Annotated in this window: 15 protein-coding genes; 11 read left to right on the top strand and 4 right to left on the bottom strand. The window is 39.4% G+C overall.

The genetic code is table 11. The features are described from left to right. The first annotated feature begins 10 nt into the window (after nucleotides 1-10). The 5 genes from cmk (at nucleotide 11) to pyrF (ending at nucleotide 4,257) form a co-directional block, all read left to right on the top strand. Nucleotides 11-694: a (d)CMP kinase gene (cmk, locus tag FTU37_RS05420; RefSeq protein ID WP_168378902.1), complete on the top strand. Its 684-nt coding sequence runs from the start codon at nucleotides 11-13 to the stop codon at nucleotides 692-694. A gap of 107 nt (nucleotides 695-801) precedes the next feature. After that, the gene (gene rpsA / locus FTU37_RS05415) at nucleotides 802-2,481 is read left to right on the top strand and encodes a 30S ribosomal protein S1 (RefSeq protein ID WP_168378903.1); all 1,680 of its coding nucleotides are present in this window, start codon (nucleotides 802-804) and stop codon (nucleotides 2,479-2,481) included. 162 nt (nucleotides 2,482-2,643) lie between these two features. After that, on the top strand, nucleotides 2,644-2,946 hold the full coding sequence (locus FTU37_RS05410) for an integration host factor subunit beta (protein WP_067767464.1): 303 nt from the start codon (nucleotides 2,644-2,646) through the stop codon (nucleotides 2,944-2,946). Nucleotides 2,947-2,970: 24 nt separating this feature from the next. After that, the gene (locus tag FTU37_RS05405) at nucleotides 2,971-3,336 is read left to right on the top strand and encodes a lipopolysaccharide assembly protein LapA domain-containing protein (RefSeq protein WP_078188931.1); all 366 of its coding nucleotides are present in this window, start codon (nucleotides 2,971-2,973) and stop codon (nucleotides 3,334-3,336) included. A 240-nt stretch (nucleotides 3,337-3,576) separates the two neighbouring features. Next, complete coding sequence (gene pyrF, locus FTU37_RS05400) at nucleotides 3,577-4,257, top strand: orotidine-5'-phosphate decarboxylase (protein WP_180123943.1); 681 nt, start codon at nucleotides 3,577-3,579, stop codon at nucleotides 4,255-4,257. Nucleotides 4,258-4,337: 80 nt separating this feature from the next. Here pyrF and FTU37_RS05395 read toward each other — a convergent pair whose 3' ends face one another. Both FTU37_RS05395 and FTU37_RS05390 read right to left on the bottom strand, forming a co-directional pair. Further along, nucleotides 4,338-5,246 carry a lysine exporter LysO family protein gene (locus FTU37_RS05395; RefSeq protein WP_168378905.1) on the bottom strand — a complete coding sequence of 303 codons (909 nt, stop codon included), beginning with the start codon at nucleotides 5,244-5,246 and terminating at the stop codon, nucleotides 4,338-4,340. Nucleotides 5,247-5,295: 49 nt separating this feature from the next. Further along, nucleotides 5,296-6,801, bottom strand: a complete 1,506-nt coding sequence (locus FTU37_RS05390; protein WP_180026952.1) for an NAD(P)/FAD-dependent oxidoreductase — start codon at nucleotides 6,799-6,801, stop codon at nucleotides 5,296-5,298. Between the two features lie 181 nt (nucleotides 6,802-6,982). Here FTU37_RS05390 and FTU37_RS05385 point away from each other — a divergent pair, with 181 nt between their 5' ends. From FTU37_RS05385 to FTU37_RS05365, 5 genes are all read left to right on the top strand, one after another. Next, nucleotides 6,983-7,990 carry an AraC family transcriptional regulator gene (locus FTU37_RS05385; protein WP_168378906.1) on the top strand — a complete coding sequence of 336 codons (1,008 nt, stop codon included), beginning with the start codon at nucleotides 6,983-6,985 and terminating at the stop codon, nucleotides 7,988-7,990. An 84-nt stretch (nucleotides 7,991-8,074) separates the two neighbouring features. After that, nucleotides 8,075-9,226 carry a cell division protein ZapE gene (gene zapE / locus FTU37_RS05380; RefSeq protein ID WP_067767451.1) on the top strand — a complete coding sequence of 384 codons (1,152 nt, stop codon included), beginning with the start codon at nucleotides 8,075-8,077 and terminating at the stop codon, nucleotides 9,224-9,226. A gap of 525 nt (nucleotides 9,227-9,751) precedes the next feature. Further along, the gene (locus FTU37_RS05375; protein WP_180123942.1) at nucleotides 9,752-11,914 is read left to right on the top strand and encodes a malate synthase G; all 2,163 of its coding nucleotides are present in this window, start codon (nucleotides 9,752-9,754) and stop codon (nucleotides 11,912-11,914) included. Nucleotides 11,915-12,003: 89 nt separating this feature from the next. Next, nucleotides 12,004-12,480 (top strand): hypothetical protein, encoded by a 477-nt coding sequence (locus FTU37_RS05370; RefSeq protein WP_180123941.1) that lies wholly within the window; start codon nucleotides 12,004-12,006, stop codon nucleotides 12,478-12,480. Between the two features lie 111 nt (nucleotides 12,481-12,591). Continuing rightward, on the top strand, nucleotides 12,592-14,034 hold the full coding sequence (locus tag FTU37_RS05365; RefSeq protein WP_168378909.1) for an aldehyde dehydrogenase family protein: 1,443 nt from the start codon (nucleotides 12,592-12,594) through the stop codon (nucleotides 14,032-14,034). Between the two features lie 76 nt (nucleotides 14,035-14,110). Here FTU37_RS05365 and FTU37_RS05360 read toward each other — a convergent pair whose 3' ends face one another. Continuing rightward, complete coding sequence (locus FTU37_RS05360) at nucleotides 14,111-15,097, bottom strand: hypothetical protein (RefSeq protein WP_168378910.1); 987 nt, start codon at nucleotides 15,095-15,097, stop codon at nucleotides 14,111-14,113. A gap of 38 nt (nucleotides 15,098-15,135) precedes the next feature. Between FTU37_RS05360 and FTU37_RS05355 the strand changes: the two genes are divergently transcribed. Further along, the gene (locus tag FTU37_RS05355) at nucleotides 15,136-15,795 is read left to right on the top strand and encodes an SOS response-associated peptidase family protein (RefSeq protein WP_168378951.1); all 660 of its coding nucleotides are present in this window, start codon (nucleotides 15,136-15,138) and stop codon (nucleotides 15,793-15,795) included. 21 nt (nucleotides 15,796-15,816) lie between these two features. Here the strand turns inward: FTU37_RS05355 and FTU37_RS05350 are convergent, their stop codons facing one another. Beyond that, the gene (locus tag FTU37_RS05350; protein ID WP_078193646.1) at nucleotides 15,817-16,281 is read right to left on the bottom strand and encodes a MarR family winged helix-turn-helix transcriptional regulator; all 465 of its coding nucleotides are present in this window, start codon (nucleotides 16,279-16,281) and stop codon (nucleotides 15,817-15,819) included. Nucleotides 16,282-16,870: the final 589 nt, after the last annotated feature.

Here is a 16,870-nt window from a genome sequence, read left to right as displayed (position 1 = left end):
TGGAAGAGCAATGACAGTTCAAATCATTACAATTGATGGCCCAAGTGGCTCAGGTAAAGGAACATTGGCAGCTAAAATTGCGGCACATTATCAGTTCCACTTACTCGACTCAGGCGCGTTATATCGTCTGTTGGGATTGTCATTGCATAAGCAAGACTTAATTGATGCATTAGACTCAAAGCTCGATGAATGCGTAAAAATTGCAACAAATTTAGACATACAATTTGTGACAAATGAAGCTGGTGTTTCGGTGCTTTTAGACGGTGAAGATGTTTCAAAAGTTATCCGTACTGAGAGAGTTGGAGAGTTTGCTTCAAAAGTTGCTGCAATTCCTGCACTTAGAACTGCGCTTTTGGAACGTCAGCATGCCTTTGCCCAAGCACCTGGTTTGGTTGCAGATGGCCGTGATATGGCAACAACGATTTTTCCAAATGCCCAAGCCAAGATTTATTTAACGGCTTCTGCTCAGTCCCGTGCGGAGCGCCGTGTAAATCAGTTGCAGGCTATGGGCGTGGATGTTAAAATAAACGACATTTTAGCTAATATCGAAGCGCGTGATAAGCGAGATATGGAACGCACAGTCGCTCCACTCAAGCCTGCGCCAGATGCTTATTTCATTGATAGTTCAACTTTGAGTATTGATGAAGTATTTACGCTGATGACGAATTACATCGATCAGCAATTAGCAAACTAAAGAATTTTCAGCAGAAGCATAGCTTGATCAGTCTTATACGGACTATGTAGACGCTTAATTAAACCGGCCTTGTCTGATCCAAGACCGCTGACTTTACTAGGTATATCATGACCGAATCTTTTGCAGCCCTCTTTGAAGAAAGCGAATTAAACCTCAACGTTGAAAAGGGTGCTGTCATCCAAGGCGTTGTAGTAAACATCGATTCTGACTGGGTAACAGTTGACACTGGCCTTAAATCAGAAGGTATTGTTGACCGCGCTGAATTCTTAAATGAACAACGTGAACTTGAAGTTCAAGTTGGCGACACTGTTGACGTAGTTGTTGAAGCTCTTGACAACGGTATGGGTCAAACAGTTTTATCACGTGAAAAAGCTAAACGTGCTGAAACTTGGACTAAACTTGAAAAAATCTTTGAAGACGGCGAAATCGTTACTGGTGTTATCTCTGGTAAGGTTAAAGGCGGTTTCACTGTTGACATCGGTCCAGTTCGTGCGTTCCTTCCAGGTTCTTTAGTTGATACTCGTCCTATTCGTGATACTACTCACTTAGAAGGTAAAGAGTTAGAATTTAAAGTAATCAAACTTGATGCTAAACGTAACAACGTTGTTGTATCTCGTCGTGCTGTTATGGAAGCTGAATCTTCAGCTGACCGTGAAGCTCTTCTTGCTCAGCTTGAAGAAGGTCAAACAGTTACTGGTACTATCAAAAATCTTACTGACTACGGCGCGTTCGTTGACCTTGGCGGTATTGATGGTCTTCTTCACATCACTGACATGGCTTGGAAACGTATCAAGCACCCTTCAGAAGTTGTTGAAGTTGGTCAAGAAGTTACTGTTAAAGTACTTAAATTCGACCGCGAACGTAACCGCGTATCTTTAGGCCTTAAACAATTAGGCGAAGATCCATGGTTAGCGATCATGAACCGTTACCCTAAAGGTTCTATCGTTAAAGCTCGTGTAACTAACTTAACTGACTACGGTTGCTTCGCTGAAATCGCTGAAGGCGTTGAAGGCTTAGTACACGTTTCAGAAATGGACCACACTAACAAAAACATCCACCCATCTAAAGTTGTTCAGATCGGTGACGAAGTTGACGTTATGGTTCTTGAAGTTGATGAAGAGCGTCGTCGTATTTCTCTTGGTATCAAACAAACTCGTGCTAACCCATGGGAAGAGTTTGCTAAAGAACACGACAAAGGTGAAAAAGTTTCAGGTACGATCAAGTCAATCACTGACTTCGGTATCTTCATCGGTTTACCAGGCGGTATCGATGGTCTAGTTCACTTGTCTGACATTTCTTGGAACGAACAAGGCGAAGAAGCTATCCGTCGTTACAAGAAAGGTGACACAGTTGAAGCGGTTATCCTTTCAGTAGACGCTGAAGGCAACCGTATCAGCCTTGGCATCAAACAAATGAACAGCGATCCGTTCAACGATTTCTTAGCTGCTAACGAACGCGGTGCGCTTGTTAAAGGTACTGTAACTGCAGTTGACGCTAAAGGCGCTACTGTTAAGTTAGCTGACGAAGTTGAAGCGACTCTTAAAGCATCTGAAATCAACCGCGACCGCGTTGAAGATGCAACTAAGTTCCTTGAAGTTGGTCAAGAAGTTGAAGCTAAAATCATCAACGTAGACCGCAAATCACGTTCTATCAACTTGTCTATCAAAGCGAAAGACGAAGCTGAAGAAAAAGAAGCAGTAGCTAACTTGAACAAGACAGCTACAGCATCTTCAGACAATGGTCCTAAGACTATTGGTGATTTGATCAAAGCTCAAATGAACCACTAAGTAAGTGTTTGAATTGTATTATTAATGTAAATTAATTAATATTTTTTACACAATTACTGTAACGGTAGCGTAGTAAGTGATTATTACGCTACCGTTTTGTATTTAAACAGGTTATTATCGGGAAACTGATCCTAGGTAGCTTGATAATTAAAGAGGTCGCAGATGACTACTGAAGCACTTAATAAGTCTGACTTAATAGAGCGTATTTCTCTTAAAAACCCACACTTAGCTGAACCCTTAGTGGAAGAGGCCGTTAAGATAATGATCGATCAAATGATCGAAGCGTTATCTACAGACAACCGAATTGAAATCCGTGGTTTTGGTAGTTTTGCATTACATCACCGTGAACCACGTGTGGGTCGTAACCCAAAAACAGGTAAATCAGTAGAAGTTGCAGCAAAAGCTGTACCGCACTTTAAACCTGGTAAAGCTTTACGTGATGCGGTAAACGAATCTGCAAACTAATTCAAAACATTGTTAGGGGTGTTTATGCGTTACGTATTGGTCGTAATTCTACTGGTCCTATTTGGATACTCATTGGCTTTGGTTCTGCAAAACGGAACTGAACTTTCAGTCGATTTGTTGTTTACACAAGTGCCTGCAATGCGTTTAGGGCTTTTATTGCTATTAACCTTGTCATTAGGTTTGGTGTTAGGTCTTTTATTGGCAGTGCAAGTATTTCGAGTATTTCAAAATAACTGGGAAATTAAACGTCTACGTAAAGATATTGACCGCCTACGTAAAGAGCAAATTCAAACTGCTCAACTGGCTGCTGCTGAAGCGGCTGCACATACGCGTCATGAAAAGACAGTTTTAGATATTGATGCAAATGAGCGTCCTTCTAACCCGTTATGATTGGGTTTTAGAAGTAAATGAACTACTTTTATGAGTAGATTTAAATTTTATATTTAACACTCCGGTGGATCATCGGGGTGTTTTTTTATGGGCTGAAAAAATAAAACGCTTATCTCAAATAAAATAATGAGATAGCTCAATTCAAATTAATCATTTCAAATAACATGAGTTTTATGACTTTCTGATCAAGTTGAATCCATCTATAATGTACTAATTTTGTCAAAATGAAGGGTAAGTCTCTTGAGTATCATCGTTGCACTAGATGCTAAAAGCCAATATGACGCACTTACAATTGCAGAGCAGTTAGATCCTGCATTATGTCGAGTTAAGGTTGGTAAAGAGTTATTTACCCATGAGGGCCCAAGTGTCGTTAAGGTATTGCATGATAAAGGTTTTGAAGTATTTCTAGATCTAAAATTCCATGATATTCCAAACACTACAGCGCAAGCAGTTTGTGCAGCTGCGGATATGGGTGTGTGGATGGTCAATGTCCATGCATCAGGTGGCCGTAAAATGATGGAAACCTGTGTAGAGCGCTTAAAGGCGGGCAATTACAATACTCAGCTGATTGCTGTTACGGTTTTGACCTCGATGGGGCGTGAAGATCTTGCTGATTTAGGTTTGGATGTTGAACCATTTGAACACGTGAAACGTCTTGCGACTTTAACGAAAGAAAGTGGCTTAGATGGTGTGGTGTGTTCAGCTCAAGAAGCGAAAATGCTGCGTGAAACTTTGGGTGCAGAGTTTGCTTTAGTGACACCGGGTATCCGTCCTGCAGGTTCTGCTGCTGATGATCAAAAACGAATTGTGACACCTAAACAAGCTATGCTTGATGGTTCTACACATTTGGTGATTGGCCGTCCAATTACTAAATCGGACAATATGCGTCAAACTTTAAAAGATATTTTGGCGACACTTTAATATTTACCCTCTCTCTCTAACTCTCTCCCAAAGGGAGAGAGAAAGTCCTCTCCCTTTGGGAGAGGATTTAGGTGAGGGGGTTAGATAGCCGCCAATATACTCACCAATATAGGTGCAAGTACAGAAAGGATAAAGCCGCTGACCATAGCATGTGGAATAAAATCATTCCCACAGGCTTGTTTGACCATAGGTAGGGTGACATCCATGGCTGTTGCACCCGCAGATGAAATTGCAGAGCGTGGATAGCGCCAGCCAATAATATACATAAACACAATCGCAAAGATTTCTCTGAATAAATCATTCATCAACGCAATACTACCTAGATGCGCATTTTTTAATTCAGTTACGACGATGCCTGTCATCGAATAGAAACCATAGCCTTGTGACAGCATAATCAAATCTTTCAAGCTGATTTGTGGCAATAGATAGGCAGCAGCAAAAGCGCCCAAAAGTGAACCGACGATACAACCGAGTGGAACAAGTAGAATTTTCCAATTTAACCAAGAACGATCGAGCGGTGAGTAGGCGAGATCAAGCCCAATCAGAAACATGAAGACTAAAAGTAGATCCCAAGTACTCATATGTGGCTGAAGACTAAAATGTGCTGCCATTTCAGCAAAAGCATAACCTAAACCCAATGCAATAAAAGCATAGCTAATATTGATGAGTGAGCTTGTTACTAACTGCATGGACACTTTGCCATGACTGGGTTTATAGCCTAAAAGCTTAAATAAAATATAGCAGCAAATAAAAGCACCCACTGAGGTCAATAGTGCAATAAGTACTGATGAAGAGAGGATTTGCAGAGGTGCTGAAATGGTGTGTAATGTTTCAGAAAATTCGATCGCAATCGCAAATAACAAAATATAAGTAAAGTAAGGCAGGAGTTTAAAGGCGATTTTTTCAAGCCAAGTGGGTAGGCGACGTGCAAGTATAAAACCAAGCCCTAAACAGGCCAAGAGCTGGAAAATCAACCAGAAAGATTGCATACAAAAATAGGCAGATAATGAATACCTGCCTATTATGAACTGTTATTACTTAAGCTGCATGACTAGATTTTGTTTTACTGAGGAGTCGAAAATCGGCTGGATTTATTTTTCGAGTAGCCAGCCAATATTTCCATGTATAAGTTGGCCACAGTGCAAAATTTTTACCGCCATTTTGTTGATACCAGCTTACGCAGCCTGATTGCCATACCGTGCCATCAAGCATGTCTTGTACATGAGTGTTAAATTGATCTTGCACCTGATCTTTGACAGCGATGGCTTGAACATTAGATTTTGAAACCAATTGCATCATTTGTAAGATGTAATCGACTTGTGCCTCAATCATAAATACCACTGAATTATGCGCAAGTACGGTATTGGGGCCTAATAATTGGAATAGATTTGGAAAGCCTTTGGTGCAAATGCCATAAAAACTTTCTGCGCCAGCTTGCCAAACTTGTTTGAGTTCTTGAGCATTTTCACCAATACATTTAAATGATTTTAAATAAATTCTTGGATCGGTAATAAAGCCTGTGCCATAGATCAGACAATCGATTTCACGGGATTTTCCATCTTTGGTAATAATGGCATTTTCAGTGATTTCTTGTATTGCATCACTGACCAATTCCACATTAGGTCGATTAAACGTTGGAAAGTATTTATTAGAAATTAAAATGCGTTTACAACCCATGATGTAGTTTGGCGTTAGTTTCTTGGCAAGTTCAGCATCTTTGACTTGGTATTTAATATACAGTTCTGCCAGTTTTTGCGCATATTTCATGGTGGTTGGTTTAACAATTGGTACGACACGTGATTCGTTGGTCCAATACAGGCGAGCGCGGTGAATTTTTCGAAACCAATCATATTTTTTAAATAATGATTTTTCTAAACCATGATAACTACGTTCATCTCGTGGAATGACCCAAGCCGCGGTACGCTGAAAAACATACAGTTGCTGTGTTTGTGGTGCGATTTCTGGAATGTATTGGATGGCACTGCCGCCTGTACCAATCGATGCGACTTTTTTACCTTCTAATGGATATTGATGATCCCATTGCGAAGAATGAAACACTTTACCCTTAAATTTTTCAATGCCCGGAATGTGTGGAATTTGCGGGACATGTAGCGGGCCAGATGCAAAAATCACGTATTGAGCGGTAATTTTAACACCATCTTTGAGTTCTAAATGCCAGTCGCAGGTTGATTCATTGTATCGACTTGAAAGCACTTCACTATTAAAGCGACAGAATTGTTTTAAATTATATTCACGGGTGACGTGTTGGATATAATCAAATATTTCAGGTGCTTCGGCATAACGTTTTGACCAATCTGTTTTGGGTGCAAAAGAAAGCGAATACATATGTGATTGCACATCACACGCAGCGCCAGGGTAGCGGTTCTCACGCCAAGTTCCACCAAAATCATTGGCTTTTTCGAGAATCAGGAAATCTTGATTGCCTTGTTGGAAAAGCCGTATTGCCATAGCAATACCACCAAAACCACCGCCGATGATAGCGATTTGCGTATGAATTTCCGAATTGGCTTTAGAGGTTTGCATTGTTTTTGTTTGCGCTTCCTGCATCATTTTTTTAATTCCAAGCGAGATTACAGGCTAAGCATACTTGAGTTCATGATCAGAACAATATGATTGAGGTGACAGAAAAATTGATCGAAACGGCAATGTTCATAATTGCAAATTTGTAGTAAAAAAGAAGAAATTTAATGTCATTTTACGATTTATGAAACGATCCATTCTAAGCCTGATGTATTTAGTACAAGGAATGCGTAAAGCAGGCGTAGATGTCGATCAACGTTTGCAAACCATTGGGCTGCGTGTCGACGCACTCGATCCCACCTCAGTGATCCATCCGAGTTTGGAGTGGGATGTACTGAAAGTCATTGGTAAAGATGTAGAACCTGAACAAGGGTTATTTATTGGTCAACATTATACGTTGGCGGGTTATGGCCCATTGCTGATGTTATTGGTTACTAGTGATACTTTACGCCAAGCTTTAAATCAGGGGATTCGCTTTCAACAGTTGACACATCTAACTGGGCGTTTGAGTTTGCAAATCAGTCAGCATAAAGTGGCCTTATGTTATCAACCCCAAGATGTGTATGCACCACTGGGTGCATTATTGGCACAGTCAGAGATTTCAGGAACGTATAAATTCATCCGTGATCTGTACAAAATGATGGGGCTATCTACACCGCAAGTTCAAATTGATTTGCCGTTCGCTGACCCCAAAGATCCTGAAAAATTAAAAATGTTTACTGATTATTATGGCTCTCAAGTTCGATTTGGTGCGCCATTTGCGGCATTTTGGTTCGATGAAGATGTTTTAGATATTCGGATCCCTTCCGCAGATATTATTACTTTTCGATTATATGAGTCGAAATGTATTGCGGAGTTAGAACGTTTAAGCGCCGATGAAGATGCGCCATCATTGGTTCAACGTGTGCAAGATTATTTGGAATTACAAAGTGGTGCGATGCCAAGTATGGCAGCAACTGCTCAAGCGTTGAACTTGCCTGAAAGAACTTTGCGTCATCAACTGCAACAGTTAAATACCAGTTATAAGCAAATTCGTGAAGATATTATTAAAGATAAAGCACTCCGTATGATTGAATATAATGAGTATTCAATTGAAATGATTGCAGAATTGCTCGGTTATTCTGAGCCGGCGGCGTTTAATCACGCATTTAAACGCTGGTTTGGTCATAGTCCGCGCCAATATAACAAATAGCCTAAGTTGATTAATGCCAAAGTGTTATATCTTCAAATTCAATCTCCGCTATAATTTATGTAGCCCAAAAAAGTATTCAATGATATGTCCGAATTTCAGTCTACACAAAACACCTCTTTCACACCGATTTCACCGGCTGAGCGTTATGCTCAAGCTTTAGCATCTGGTCAATTTTTACCAGATCAAGAGCAGGCGCAAGCAGTGCATGAGCTGGATCGTGTTTGGCAGGAATTAATACAGCGTTTTAAAGCGTCGAAAAAAGCATTCCGTCGCTTCCGCCGTCAAACTGCACCGAAGGGTGTGTACATGTGGGGTGGTGTAGGTCGTGGTAAAACATGGTTAATGGATCAGTTCTATGAATCTGTACCATTTCGCCGTAAAACCCGTATGCATTTCCATCACTTCATGCAATATGTGCATCGCGAGTTAAATAAGCTATCAGGACAACGTAATCCATTAGAGCTTGTTGCAGATCAAATTTACAAAGAAGCTGTGGTGATTTGTTTCGATGAGTTCTTTGTATCGAACGTTACTGATGCAATGATTTTAAGTGACTTGTTCCAGAAATTATTTACACGTGGAATCACACTTGTAGCAACTTCAAACATTGCACCAGATGGTTTATATAAAAATGGTATTCATCGTGACCGTTTTATTCCGACTATTGAAATGGTGAAAAAGAACTGCGTTATTTTAAATGTCGATGCAGGTGTGGATTACCGTTTACGTGTATTGAAGCAAGCACAGTTGTTTAAATCACCCTTAACCCACGAACATAAGTTGTGGATGGCACAGCGCTTTACAGCATTGACGCAAACACAGGTGCAGTCACAAGAAGCAATTTTAATTAATAATCGAATTGTGGAAACGATTGGCCATACTGAGGATGTGCTTTGGTGTGAATATTCTGAGCTATGCTTGAAGCCACGTAGTCCTGCAGACTTTATTGAAATTGCCAATATTTATAATACGGTTTTGGTGAGTAATGTTCCGCATTTAACAGATTACCTTTCTGAAGGTACACGTCGTTTTATTTATTTGGTCGATGAATTCTATGATCGTGGCGTAAAATTACTCCTCACATCTGAAGATAGTATTATTGATATTTATCAAGGTGAGAAGTTGGCATTTGAAATTGAGCGTACCCGCTCACGTTTGCTTGAAATGCAGTCTGATGATTATCTTCAAACATCGCATCGTCAAATCAATGCACCAGAATCTACCGTAGAAAATTAAGAGTTTTTGTTGTAATGAAAAAAGAACGTCTTGATGGCGTTCTTTTTTTTGATTTTTAGTTTTAGATTACTTGTATAGATAAGAAAAAATGTAGAACGAACAATCGACTTTAAAAGCGATTTCGCAAGATAAAAGCATCATTTAATAAGAAGTCGGGCTGTTTAATAATTCATCGATAAAAGCGTTAAATTTAAACTGATTGGTTGAAGTTGCAGCATCGACATTCAGCGTATTTCATGGCTTAATCGAGTGAGTTTGTTAGATGCTTGGGTCTATTTGTTCAGTTTTAGAACAAAATTCTGCACTTAAGTCTAATTTCGACATTTCAAAAACTTTATACACTGTAAAAAGGTATTCAGGCTGATGATGACGTCGTATTTCTGATCTTTATTATGTTGAATGATGAGGGTATTTCATTACATAGAAAATGATCATTATTTAGGAATGTGATAGTACTATTCAGCAAAGTATAAATGGGTATACTAGAATCTCTTGTTATAAAAAATAGCAATATCAGGAAAGACAATGACTGCACGTATTCAAAAAGGCAAGTTAGCGATTGCTAAAGAACTTTACGATTTCATCGAAAATGAAGCACTACCGGGTTCAGGTTTAGACAGTGAAACTTACTGGAAAAACTTTGAACAAGTCGTTGTCGATCTTAGCCCAAAGAACAAAGCACTATTGGCTAAGCGTGACGACATTCAAGCTAAAATTGATGAATGGCACCGCAACAACAAATTTGAACTCGAAGCTTACAAAGCTTTCCTTACTGAAATTGGCTACTTATTACCAGAAGTAGAAGATTTTCAAATCAGCACAGAAAATGTAGACGAAGAAATCGCATTATTGGCTGGTGCACAATTGGTAGTACCTGTGCGTAATGCACGTTACTGCTTAAACGCTGCGAATGCACGTTGGGGTTCACTCTACGATGCGCTTTACGGTTTTGACGTGATCTCTGAAGAAGGCGGCGCGGAAAAAGGTAAGGGCTATAACCCAGCTCGTGGCGCAAAAGTTATCGAATTTGCTAAAAACTTCTTAAATGAAACTTTCCCGCTAGCTAATGGTTCGCATGCAGATGCAACTAAATATGCGGTAGAAGGTAAAAAGTTAGTTGTAAGCCTAAAAGATGGCTCAACTGCAACTTTAGCGAAAGAAGCTCAGTTTGTTGGTTTTAATGGTGACGAAGCTGCACCAACTGAAATCGTACTTTTAAACAATGGTTTACATGTAATCATTGAAGTTGATGCGACGAGCCCAATTGGTTCAACAGATGCTGCTGGCGTTAAAGACTTAGTTCTTGAAGCTGCGGTAACGACAATTCAAGATTTGGAAGACTCAATTGCTGCAGTTGATGCTGAAGAGAAAGTTGAAGGCTACCGTAACTGGTTAGGCTTAATGAAAGGTACACTTTCTGAGTCTATTGAGAAAAATGGTAAAACTGTTACTCGTACATTGAACAAAGACCGTACGCACAAAAACTTGATCGGTGGTGAAACTACGCTTCACGGTCGTTCATTGATGCTTCTTCGTAACGTGGGTCATTTGATGACAAACCCTGCGATCCTTGTAGATGGTGCTGAAATCTACGAAGGCATTATGGATGCATTGATCACACCGTTATTGACGTTTGCAGATATTAAAGGCGAAAACGAAAACAAGAACTCTCGTAAAGGTTCTATGTACATCGTTAAACCAAAAATGCACGGTCCAGAAGAAGTTGCATTTGCAGTTGAATTATTTGAGCGTGCTGAACAAGCGCTTGGTCTACCTGCGAAGACTTTGAAAATAGGTATCATGGACGAAGAACGTCGTACTTCTGTGAACTTGAAAAACTGTATCGCACAAGCGAAAGATCGCACGATCTTTATTAATACAGGTTTCATGGACCGTACAGGTGACGAAATCCATACTTTCATGGAAGCAGGTCCATTCGTTCGTAAAGGCGAAGTGAAATCTCAAATCTGGTTCCCAGCTTACGAAAACCGTAACGTGATGATCGGTCTACAAGCAGGCTTACGTGGTAAAGCGCAAATCGGTAAAGGCATGTGGCCAAAACCAGATATGTTGCTTGATATGTACAAAACGAAGATTGAGCATCCAGAAGCTGGCGCAAGTTGTGCATGGGTTCCGTCTCCATCTGGTGCTGTAATTCACGCGATTCACTACCATCAGTGCAATGTTTCTGAGCGTCAAAAAGAGTTGTTGAATACTCAGCCGCTATCTTTAGATGACTTGTTAACGCCGCCTTTAGCGACAGATACAAACTGGTCTGAAGAAGAGAAAACTAAAGAACTCGAAAATAACCTTCAAGGTATCTTAGGTTATGTCGTTCGTTGGGTTGATTTGGGTGTAGGTTGTTCAAAAGTACTAGACATCAACAACGTTGGTTTGATGGAAGACCGTGCAACTTTACGTATTTCTTCTCAACACGTTGCAAACTGGTTACGTCACGGTATCGTAACTGCTGAGCAAGTTGAAGAAGTGTTTAAACGTATGGCGAAAATTGTGGATGAGCAAAATGCCAATGATTCACTATATACTCCTATGGCGCCAAACTTTGATGGCTATGCATACAAAGCTGCTTATGACTTAGTATTTAAAGGTGGCGAGCAGCCTTCTGGTTATACAGAGCCACTTCTTCACGCTTACCGTTTAAAATTAAAAGGTTATACAGGTGACTAATCTGTAAATCAAAAAAAAGCCTCTTCGGAGGCTTTTTTTATTGCTTGAGAAAGTTAGAATGTCGACATAAAAAATGAAAAGGAAACGCCATGTATTTATGGAATGTAAATCGGTTGGTGGATGATATACGACTGAATAAAGTCTCAGAAACCCATTATAAAAACTACTATATTGCCAGCTCAATATTGATTTTCTTTAGCTACTTAGCGCTGACCTTAACCCTAGAATCTAAACTAACTGAAGCTTGGGCTTCATTTATTCTGCAAATAGGGCTTTTGGTTAGCTGGGTGAATGCCATCTTTAAAGTCAATGGTGGGGAGCATGGCCGAGATTTTTTAAAACGCTTTATCGCATTGTATTTGCCCGTGACTATTCAGACTTTAGTTCTTTTTATCGTGATTGTTTTTGTCATCGAAGCGCTGTTACGCATGTTGACTGTGAATATGGATGAGGCACTGCTTGAGCAAATCACCACAATTAAAGACTTGAGTATTGAAGTTATCATAAGCTGTTATATATATTGGCGAATCTATAAAGCGATGCAGCAGATTAATAAGCCTGTTTAACTTATAGGGTTGTAAAAGAAATTAATAATAAAGTTTCATCCTGTTTTTATCATAGCTTTTCACAGCTGAAGCCTTTACATTGGAACGAATGATAAAAATAGGACTGAAATCATGTCAGCATATACTGCTTTAGACCTTCAATATATAGGCGGGCAATGGCGAGCTGGGACTTCAACACGTCATGTCCAAAATCTAAATCCATATAATCAAACGCTCATTTTTGACTTACAAGCAGCTAGTAGTGTTGATGTAGATAGTGCTTATAGTGCTGCAGAACACGCTTTTAAAGATGAACGAATCAAAGCGATTCAAGTTCGTAAGCAAGTCATTACTCTGTTGAGCGAAATTATTCAGCAGCGCCGCGAAGAAATTATTCAATGGTTGATTGATGAATCTGGTAGTACACGTTTAAAAGCCAATATCGAGGTTGATGCTGCACTTGGCATTATCAAAGAATCTCTGAGTTTTCCTGAAAAAATGCAAACCACGCAACTGGAGAGTAAAGACCCGAGCCGAAAGAGTTTTGTACTGCGCAAACCATTGGGTGTCATAGCGGTGATTAGCCCATGGAACTTTCCATTTCATTTATCGATGCGTTCTGTGGTGACGGCGATTGCTTGTGGAAACTCTGTTGTTCTTAAACCAGCCAGTGATACGCCAGTCACAGGTGGTACATTACTCGGCAAATTATTTGAAGAAGCAGGTTTGCCGCATGGCGTATTGAATGTTGTTGCAGGCAGCGGCAGTGAAATTGGGGATTATTTTGTAGAACATTCTGTACCTAAAATGATTTCTTTTACTGGCTCTACAGAAGTCGGTAAGCAAGTTGGCGTGAAAGCTTTGGCAAGTTCACGAATTAAGCGGCTTGCACTAGAGTTGGGTGGTAATGCGCCATTGGTAATTTTGGATGATGCAGATTTAGATTTAGCTGTTGAATTGACTGTAATGGGGCGGTTTTTGCATCAAGGTCAAATCTGTATGAGTACGAACCGCGTCATTGTGGATGAATCTATACATGATGCTTATGTGGATAAGCTTATTCAGCGAGTAAAAACAATTGTCGTCGGTGATCCAAATGCTACTGAAACCCTCATAGGGCCTATCATCAACAAGGCGCAGGTTGATAAATTAAAAACTATTATTCAAAATGCTATTCAGCAAGATGCAATTTTAGCCTACGCAGGTGGTATTGAAGGTCAATTGGTTGCACCGCATATTTTCACCCATGTGGATGCACATGCTGATATTGCATTAGAAGAAAGCTTTGGGCCAATCTTGCCGATTTTAAAAGCGCGAGATGAAGCGCACGCACTTGAATTGGCGAATTCAACCCGATTTGGTTTATCGAGTGCGGTATGTACCTCAAATTTAGCACGCGGCGGAGAGTTTGCGGCCAAACTCGATATAGGCATGACGCATATCAATGGCATCAGTGTGGCGGATCATTCTAATGCACCCTTTGGTGGTGAACGTAATTCAGGCCTTGGTCGTTTTAACGGTGAGTGGATATTTGAGGAATTTACCCGCACCCATTGGCAAACGTTCCCTGCTTAAAATACTCAAAGTGAAGTCTATTTAATCTTGTGCAATAGACTTCACCGCAGCTAATGTTACGCAGGACATTTTTAGTTTATTTCCATGAAATATCAGGCAGAATATAGTCCCAAAAACGGCTCCAACGTGTTTTGTAATACAGAAAAGCGCCAATATCCTGACTTGAACAGTTATCTTGATAGTACATTTTGTGATTCATCAACAGCATAGGTTTACGCTGCAAGGCTGTCATATACAGCTTGACCTGAACCTTGTAATTGTAGATTGAATGATTAGTGGAAATAGATTCGGTTTTCATTTTTTGGATATGGTGAATATACACATCAAACTTCAAGCCATTTTTGTAATCCGTTGCCTCATGAATTGTTCGATCTTCGATTGGAATAAGCGAATTGTTATCACTAAACGCTAAGTTTGCGTTATGTTTTTGGTTTCCTTGTTGATAATTAAACTGAAGAGCTGAATTTGCAGTGGTGAAATAGGGGAGCACATCCTGAGGGTTGATTTTAAACGTGCCAGTACAAGAAATCCTGACACGCCCTTCATCTGCATTCACCGTAAACCAGCCAAATTGATCTTCTAATTCTGTCGTGTGGGCTTCATCTGCGTCAGGAAGAATCACGCCAAACTGATCTCTTTGTCTTTGCAGATTTTGCATCAAGCGATAACTATTTTGAGCACGTTTTGCAAAACGGATATCAGGAAACATTTCTGGAGATGTAATTTTAAAGTCAGTGACATCAATCACTTCACCATCAGGCAAGATGACGAATGAAAATTGTTGTTCTTGAGTATTGGGATGATTTTTGACCGTAACCCAATGATGTGTACTGATCATTTGCTGATTGCGAAAATGCTTATATTGAATACGGTACTTGCCAGCAGGGATGTCACTTTCATTGATCAGGCCTTGTTTAAATGGATATTCATTGAGATAGAGCGCGTCGAGACTAAAAGGTAGAAATGAAACGGTATGTACAGAGACTTTTGCGGCATGTGCGGTTGAATATAGGCACATACTTAGAATTAAAATAATAAAGCGAATTAGTTTTATATTTTTCATTTATTATAAAGATTGAATTTTTGCGGATTATGGCAAATATGTGTGCCAATTTCAAACCGATTAGCTTAGCGCAATTAAAGTCTCAAAACTTGCCTGAAATCAGTTTTGAATATCCTGAGGAAGTCTATCCTAATTATGATTTGCCGCTGCTCTTTAAGTCTGAACAAGGGCTAGAGTGGCGAAAAGTGGGTTTTGGCATGGTGCCTAAATGGGCTGAAGACAAATCTATTGCACTAAAAACCTATAATGCTCGTAATGAAACTTTGTACCAAAAGCCTACGTTTATTAATGCAATCTCAAAATGTAAATTTGGTGTAATTCCCGTGTCTGAGTTTTATGAGTCAATGTATATCGACAATAAGCCACAGCGTTGGAGCGTTAAACGCAAAGATGGAGAAGCGTTTTACATCGCTGCCTTATATGACATTTGTAGACAAGGTGATGAGATTGTACGTTCAAGTACCATGATTACGATGGACGCTATTCAGCATGAGATGATGAAACACTTTCATGAGCCGGGCAATGTAAAACGCTCAGTGATTGTGATTCCGCATGCGCGATTAGAGGAATGGTTAAGTTGGAAATCACCGAACATCCAAAGTTTTGTACAAGGTTTTCCTGTTGATGAGTTTGAATGTGCACACGCACCCAAAATAAAAATCGAAAAAATCAGTCCCCAACTGAACTTTTTCGATTGATATTTCGGTGATGCAGAATGCTTAGCGCGCTAAGTTTTTGAAAATATGCTTTAAGCTTTCCATGGTTTTTTCAATTTGTAGCGGTGTTAAGCCTTCAAAAGATTGCTCTAGAACGACATTCGTTAGATCGTTAATCTTCTGCGTCATAGCAGTGCCTTTATCGGTTAACACGACGCGGGTAATACGCGCATCATCTTCACAAGAATAGGTATCTACTAAGCCTTCATCTTTTAAACGATAAACGATCTTGGTTGTCGTCGACATTTTAGACACGACCATTTCAGATAAATCCGAAACACTCGCATGAGGTTTAGACTTGAGTGCGAGCAGGATGCGACGACGTGAATTATCAACGCCATACTTTTTTAAGGCATGGTCGACGTTTAAAACATATTGTGAATGCACCTGAGTAACCCAGTAGAAAGGAAAATTTTCTAAACTAAAGTCATCGGTGGATGGTAAAAATTTTGAATACTTTTTTGTCATGAAGGAGTCCCCTGAATATTTGTTTTAATTTTATTTAATGTTTTAACATTCTATTGAAAAATAGAGGGTAATAGCAAGAGTTCACAATAAAAAAATAGAAAGTATAAGATATCTCATTTTTAGATTATCTTAATAGATTATATTGATATTCTGTCCAAATGATTAAAAGAGAATAAAAGCAAAGTTGGGTATACAGATAGTGTAGTGAAAATAAATAAGTTTTTAATTTAAATTGAATATTAATATATTTTACCAAAAGGTTGAAATAAATAATTCATTAGATTTGTCATACAATCTCATACAACGTATTTAATTACATTTAATTAAAAGTCAGGTGAATTCAAGCTTTTTTTAAAGTGGAAGCGGATATCTCAAAAAGTAGATTTTAACATCTAGAAGTGTATTTTATATCGGCCATTCAAACTGTAACGCATTCAGCGTTTTTTAACATTTTGTCATATTAGATCTCTTTCATAAATCAAAAAACGATCTTCTTTTTGGTTAATATTTGCACTCCGGATTTCTTAGCATTCGTGCATAATCTGCGGATGAAATACATCGATTCAAACAAGCTTTCTGATCCTCAGTT

This window comes from Acinetobacter sp. YH12097, from assembly GCF_013419225.1.
In the GTDB taxonomy this organism is placed as follows: domain Bacteria; phylum Pseudomonadota; class Gammaproteobacteria; order Pseudomonadales; family Moraxellaceae; genus Acinetobacter; species Acinetobacter amyesii.
The sequence above is the reverse complement of the archived record's forward strand: the minus strand, read 5'-3'. Positions and strand labels throughout refer to the sequence as shown.

Bases quoted from the DNA above. Each gene is read 5' to 3' on its own strand.
- FTU37_RS05405 (WP_078188931.1), top strand. From the start codon at position 2,971: ATGCGTTACGTATTGGTCGTAATTCTACTGGTCCTATTTGGATACTCA.
- FTU37_RS05410 (WP_067767464.1), top strand. From the start codon at position 2,644: ATGACTACTGAAGCACTTAATAAGTCTGACTTAATAGAGCGTATTTCT.
- FTU37_RS05370 (WP_180123941.1), top strand. From the start codon at position 12,004: ATGTATTTATGGAATGTAAATCGGTTGGTGGATGATATACGACTGAAT.
- zapE (WP_067767451.1), top strand. From the start codon at position 8,075: ATGTCCGAATTTCAGTCTACACAAAACACCTCTTTCACACCGATTTCA.
- FTU37_RS05395 (WP_168378905.1), bottom strand. From the start codon at position 5,246: ATGCAATCTTTCTGGTTGATTTTCCAGCTCTTGGCCTGTTTAGGGCTT.
- FTU37_RS05355 (WP_168378951.1), top strand. From the start codon at position 15,136: ATGTGTGCCAATTTCAAACCGATTAGCTTAGCGCAATTAAAGTCTCAA.
- rpsA (WP_168378903.1), top strand. From the start codon at position 802: ATGACCGAATCTTTTGCAGCCCTCTTTGAAGAAAGCGAATTAAACCTC.
- FTU37_RS05360 (WP_168378910.1), bottom strand. From the start codon at position 15,097: ATGAAAAATATAAAACTAATTCGCTTTATTATTTTAATTCTAAGTATG.
- FTU37_RS05365 (WP_168378909.1), top strand. From the start codon at position 12,592: ATGTCAGCATATACTGCTTTAGACCTTCAATATATAGGCGGGCAATGG.
- cmk (WP_168378902.1), top strand. From the start codon at position 11: ATGACAGTTCAAATCATTACAATTGATGGCCCAAGTGGCTCAGGTAAA.
- FTU37_RS05385 (WP_168378906.1), top strand. From the start codon at position 6,983: ATGAAACGATCCATTCTAAGCCTGATGTATTTAGTACAAGGAATGCGT.
- FTU37_RS05375 (WP_180123942.1), top strand. From the start codon at position 9,752: ATGACTGCACGTATTCAAAAAGGCAAGTTAGCGATTGCTAAAGAACTT.
- FTU37_RS05350 (WP_078193646.1), bottom strand. From the start codon at position 16,281: ATGACAAAAAAGTATTCAAAATTTTTACCATCCACCGATGACTTTAGT.
- FTU37_RS05390 (WP_180026952.1), bottom strand. From the start codon at position 6,801: ATGCAAACCTCTAAAGCCAATTCGGAAATTCATACGCAAATCGCTATC.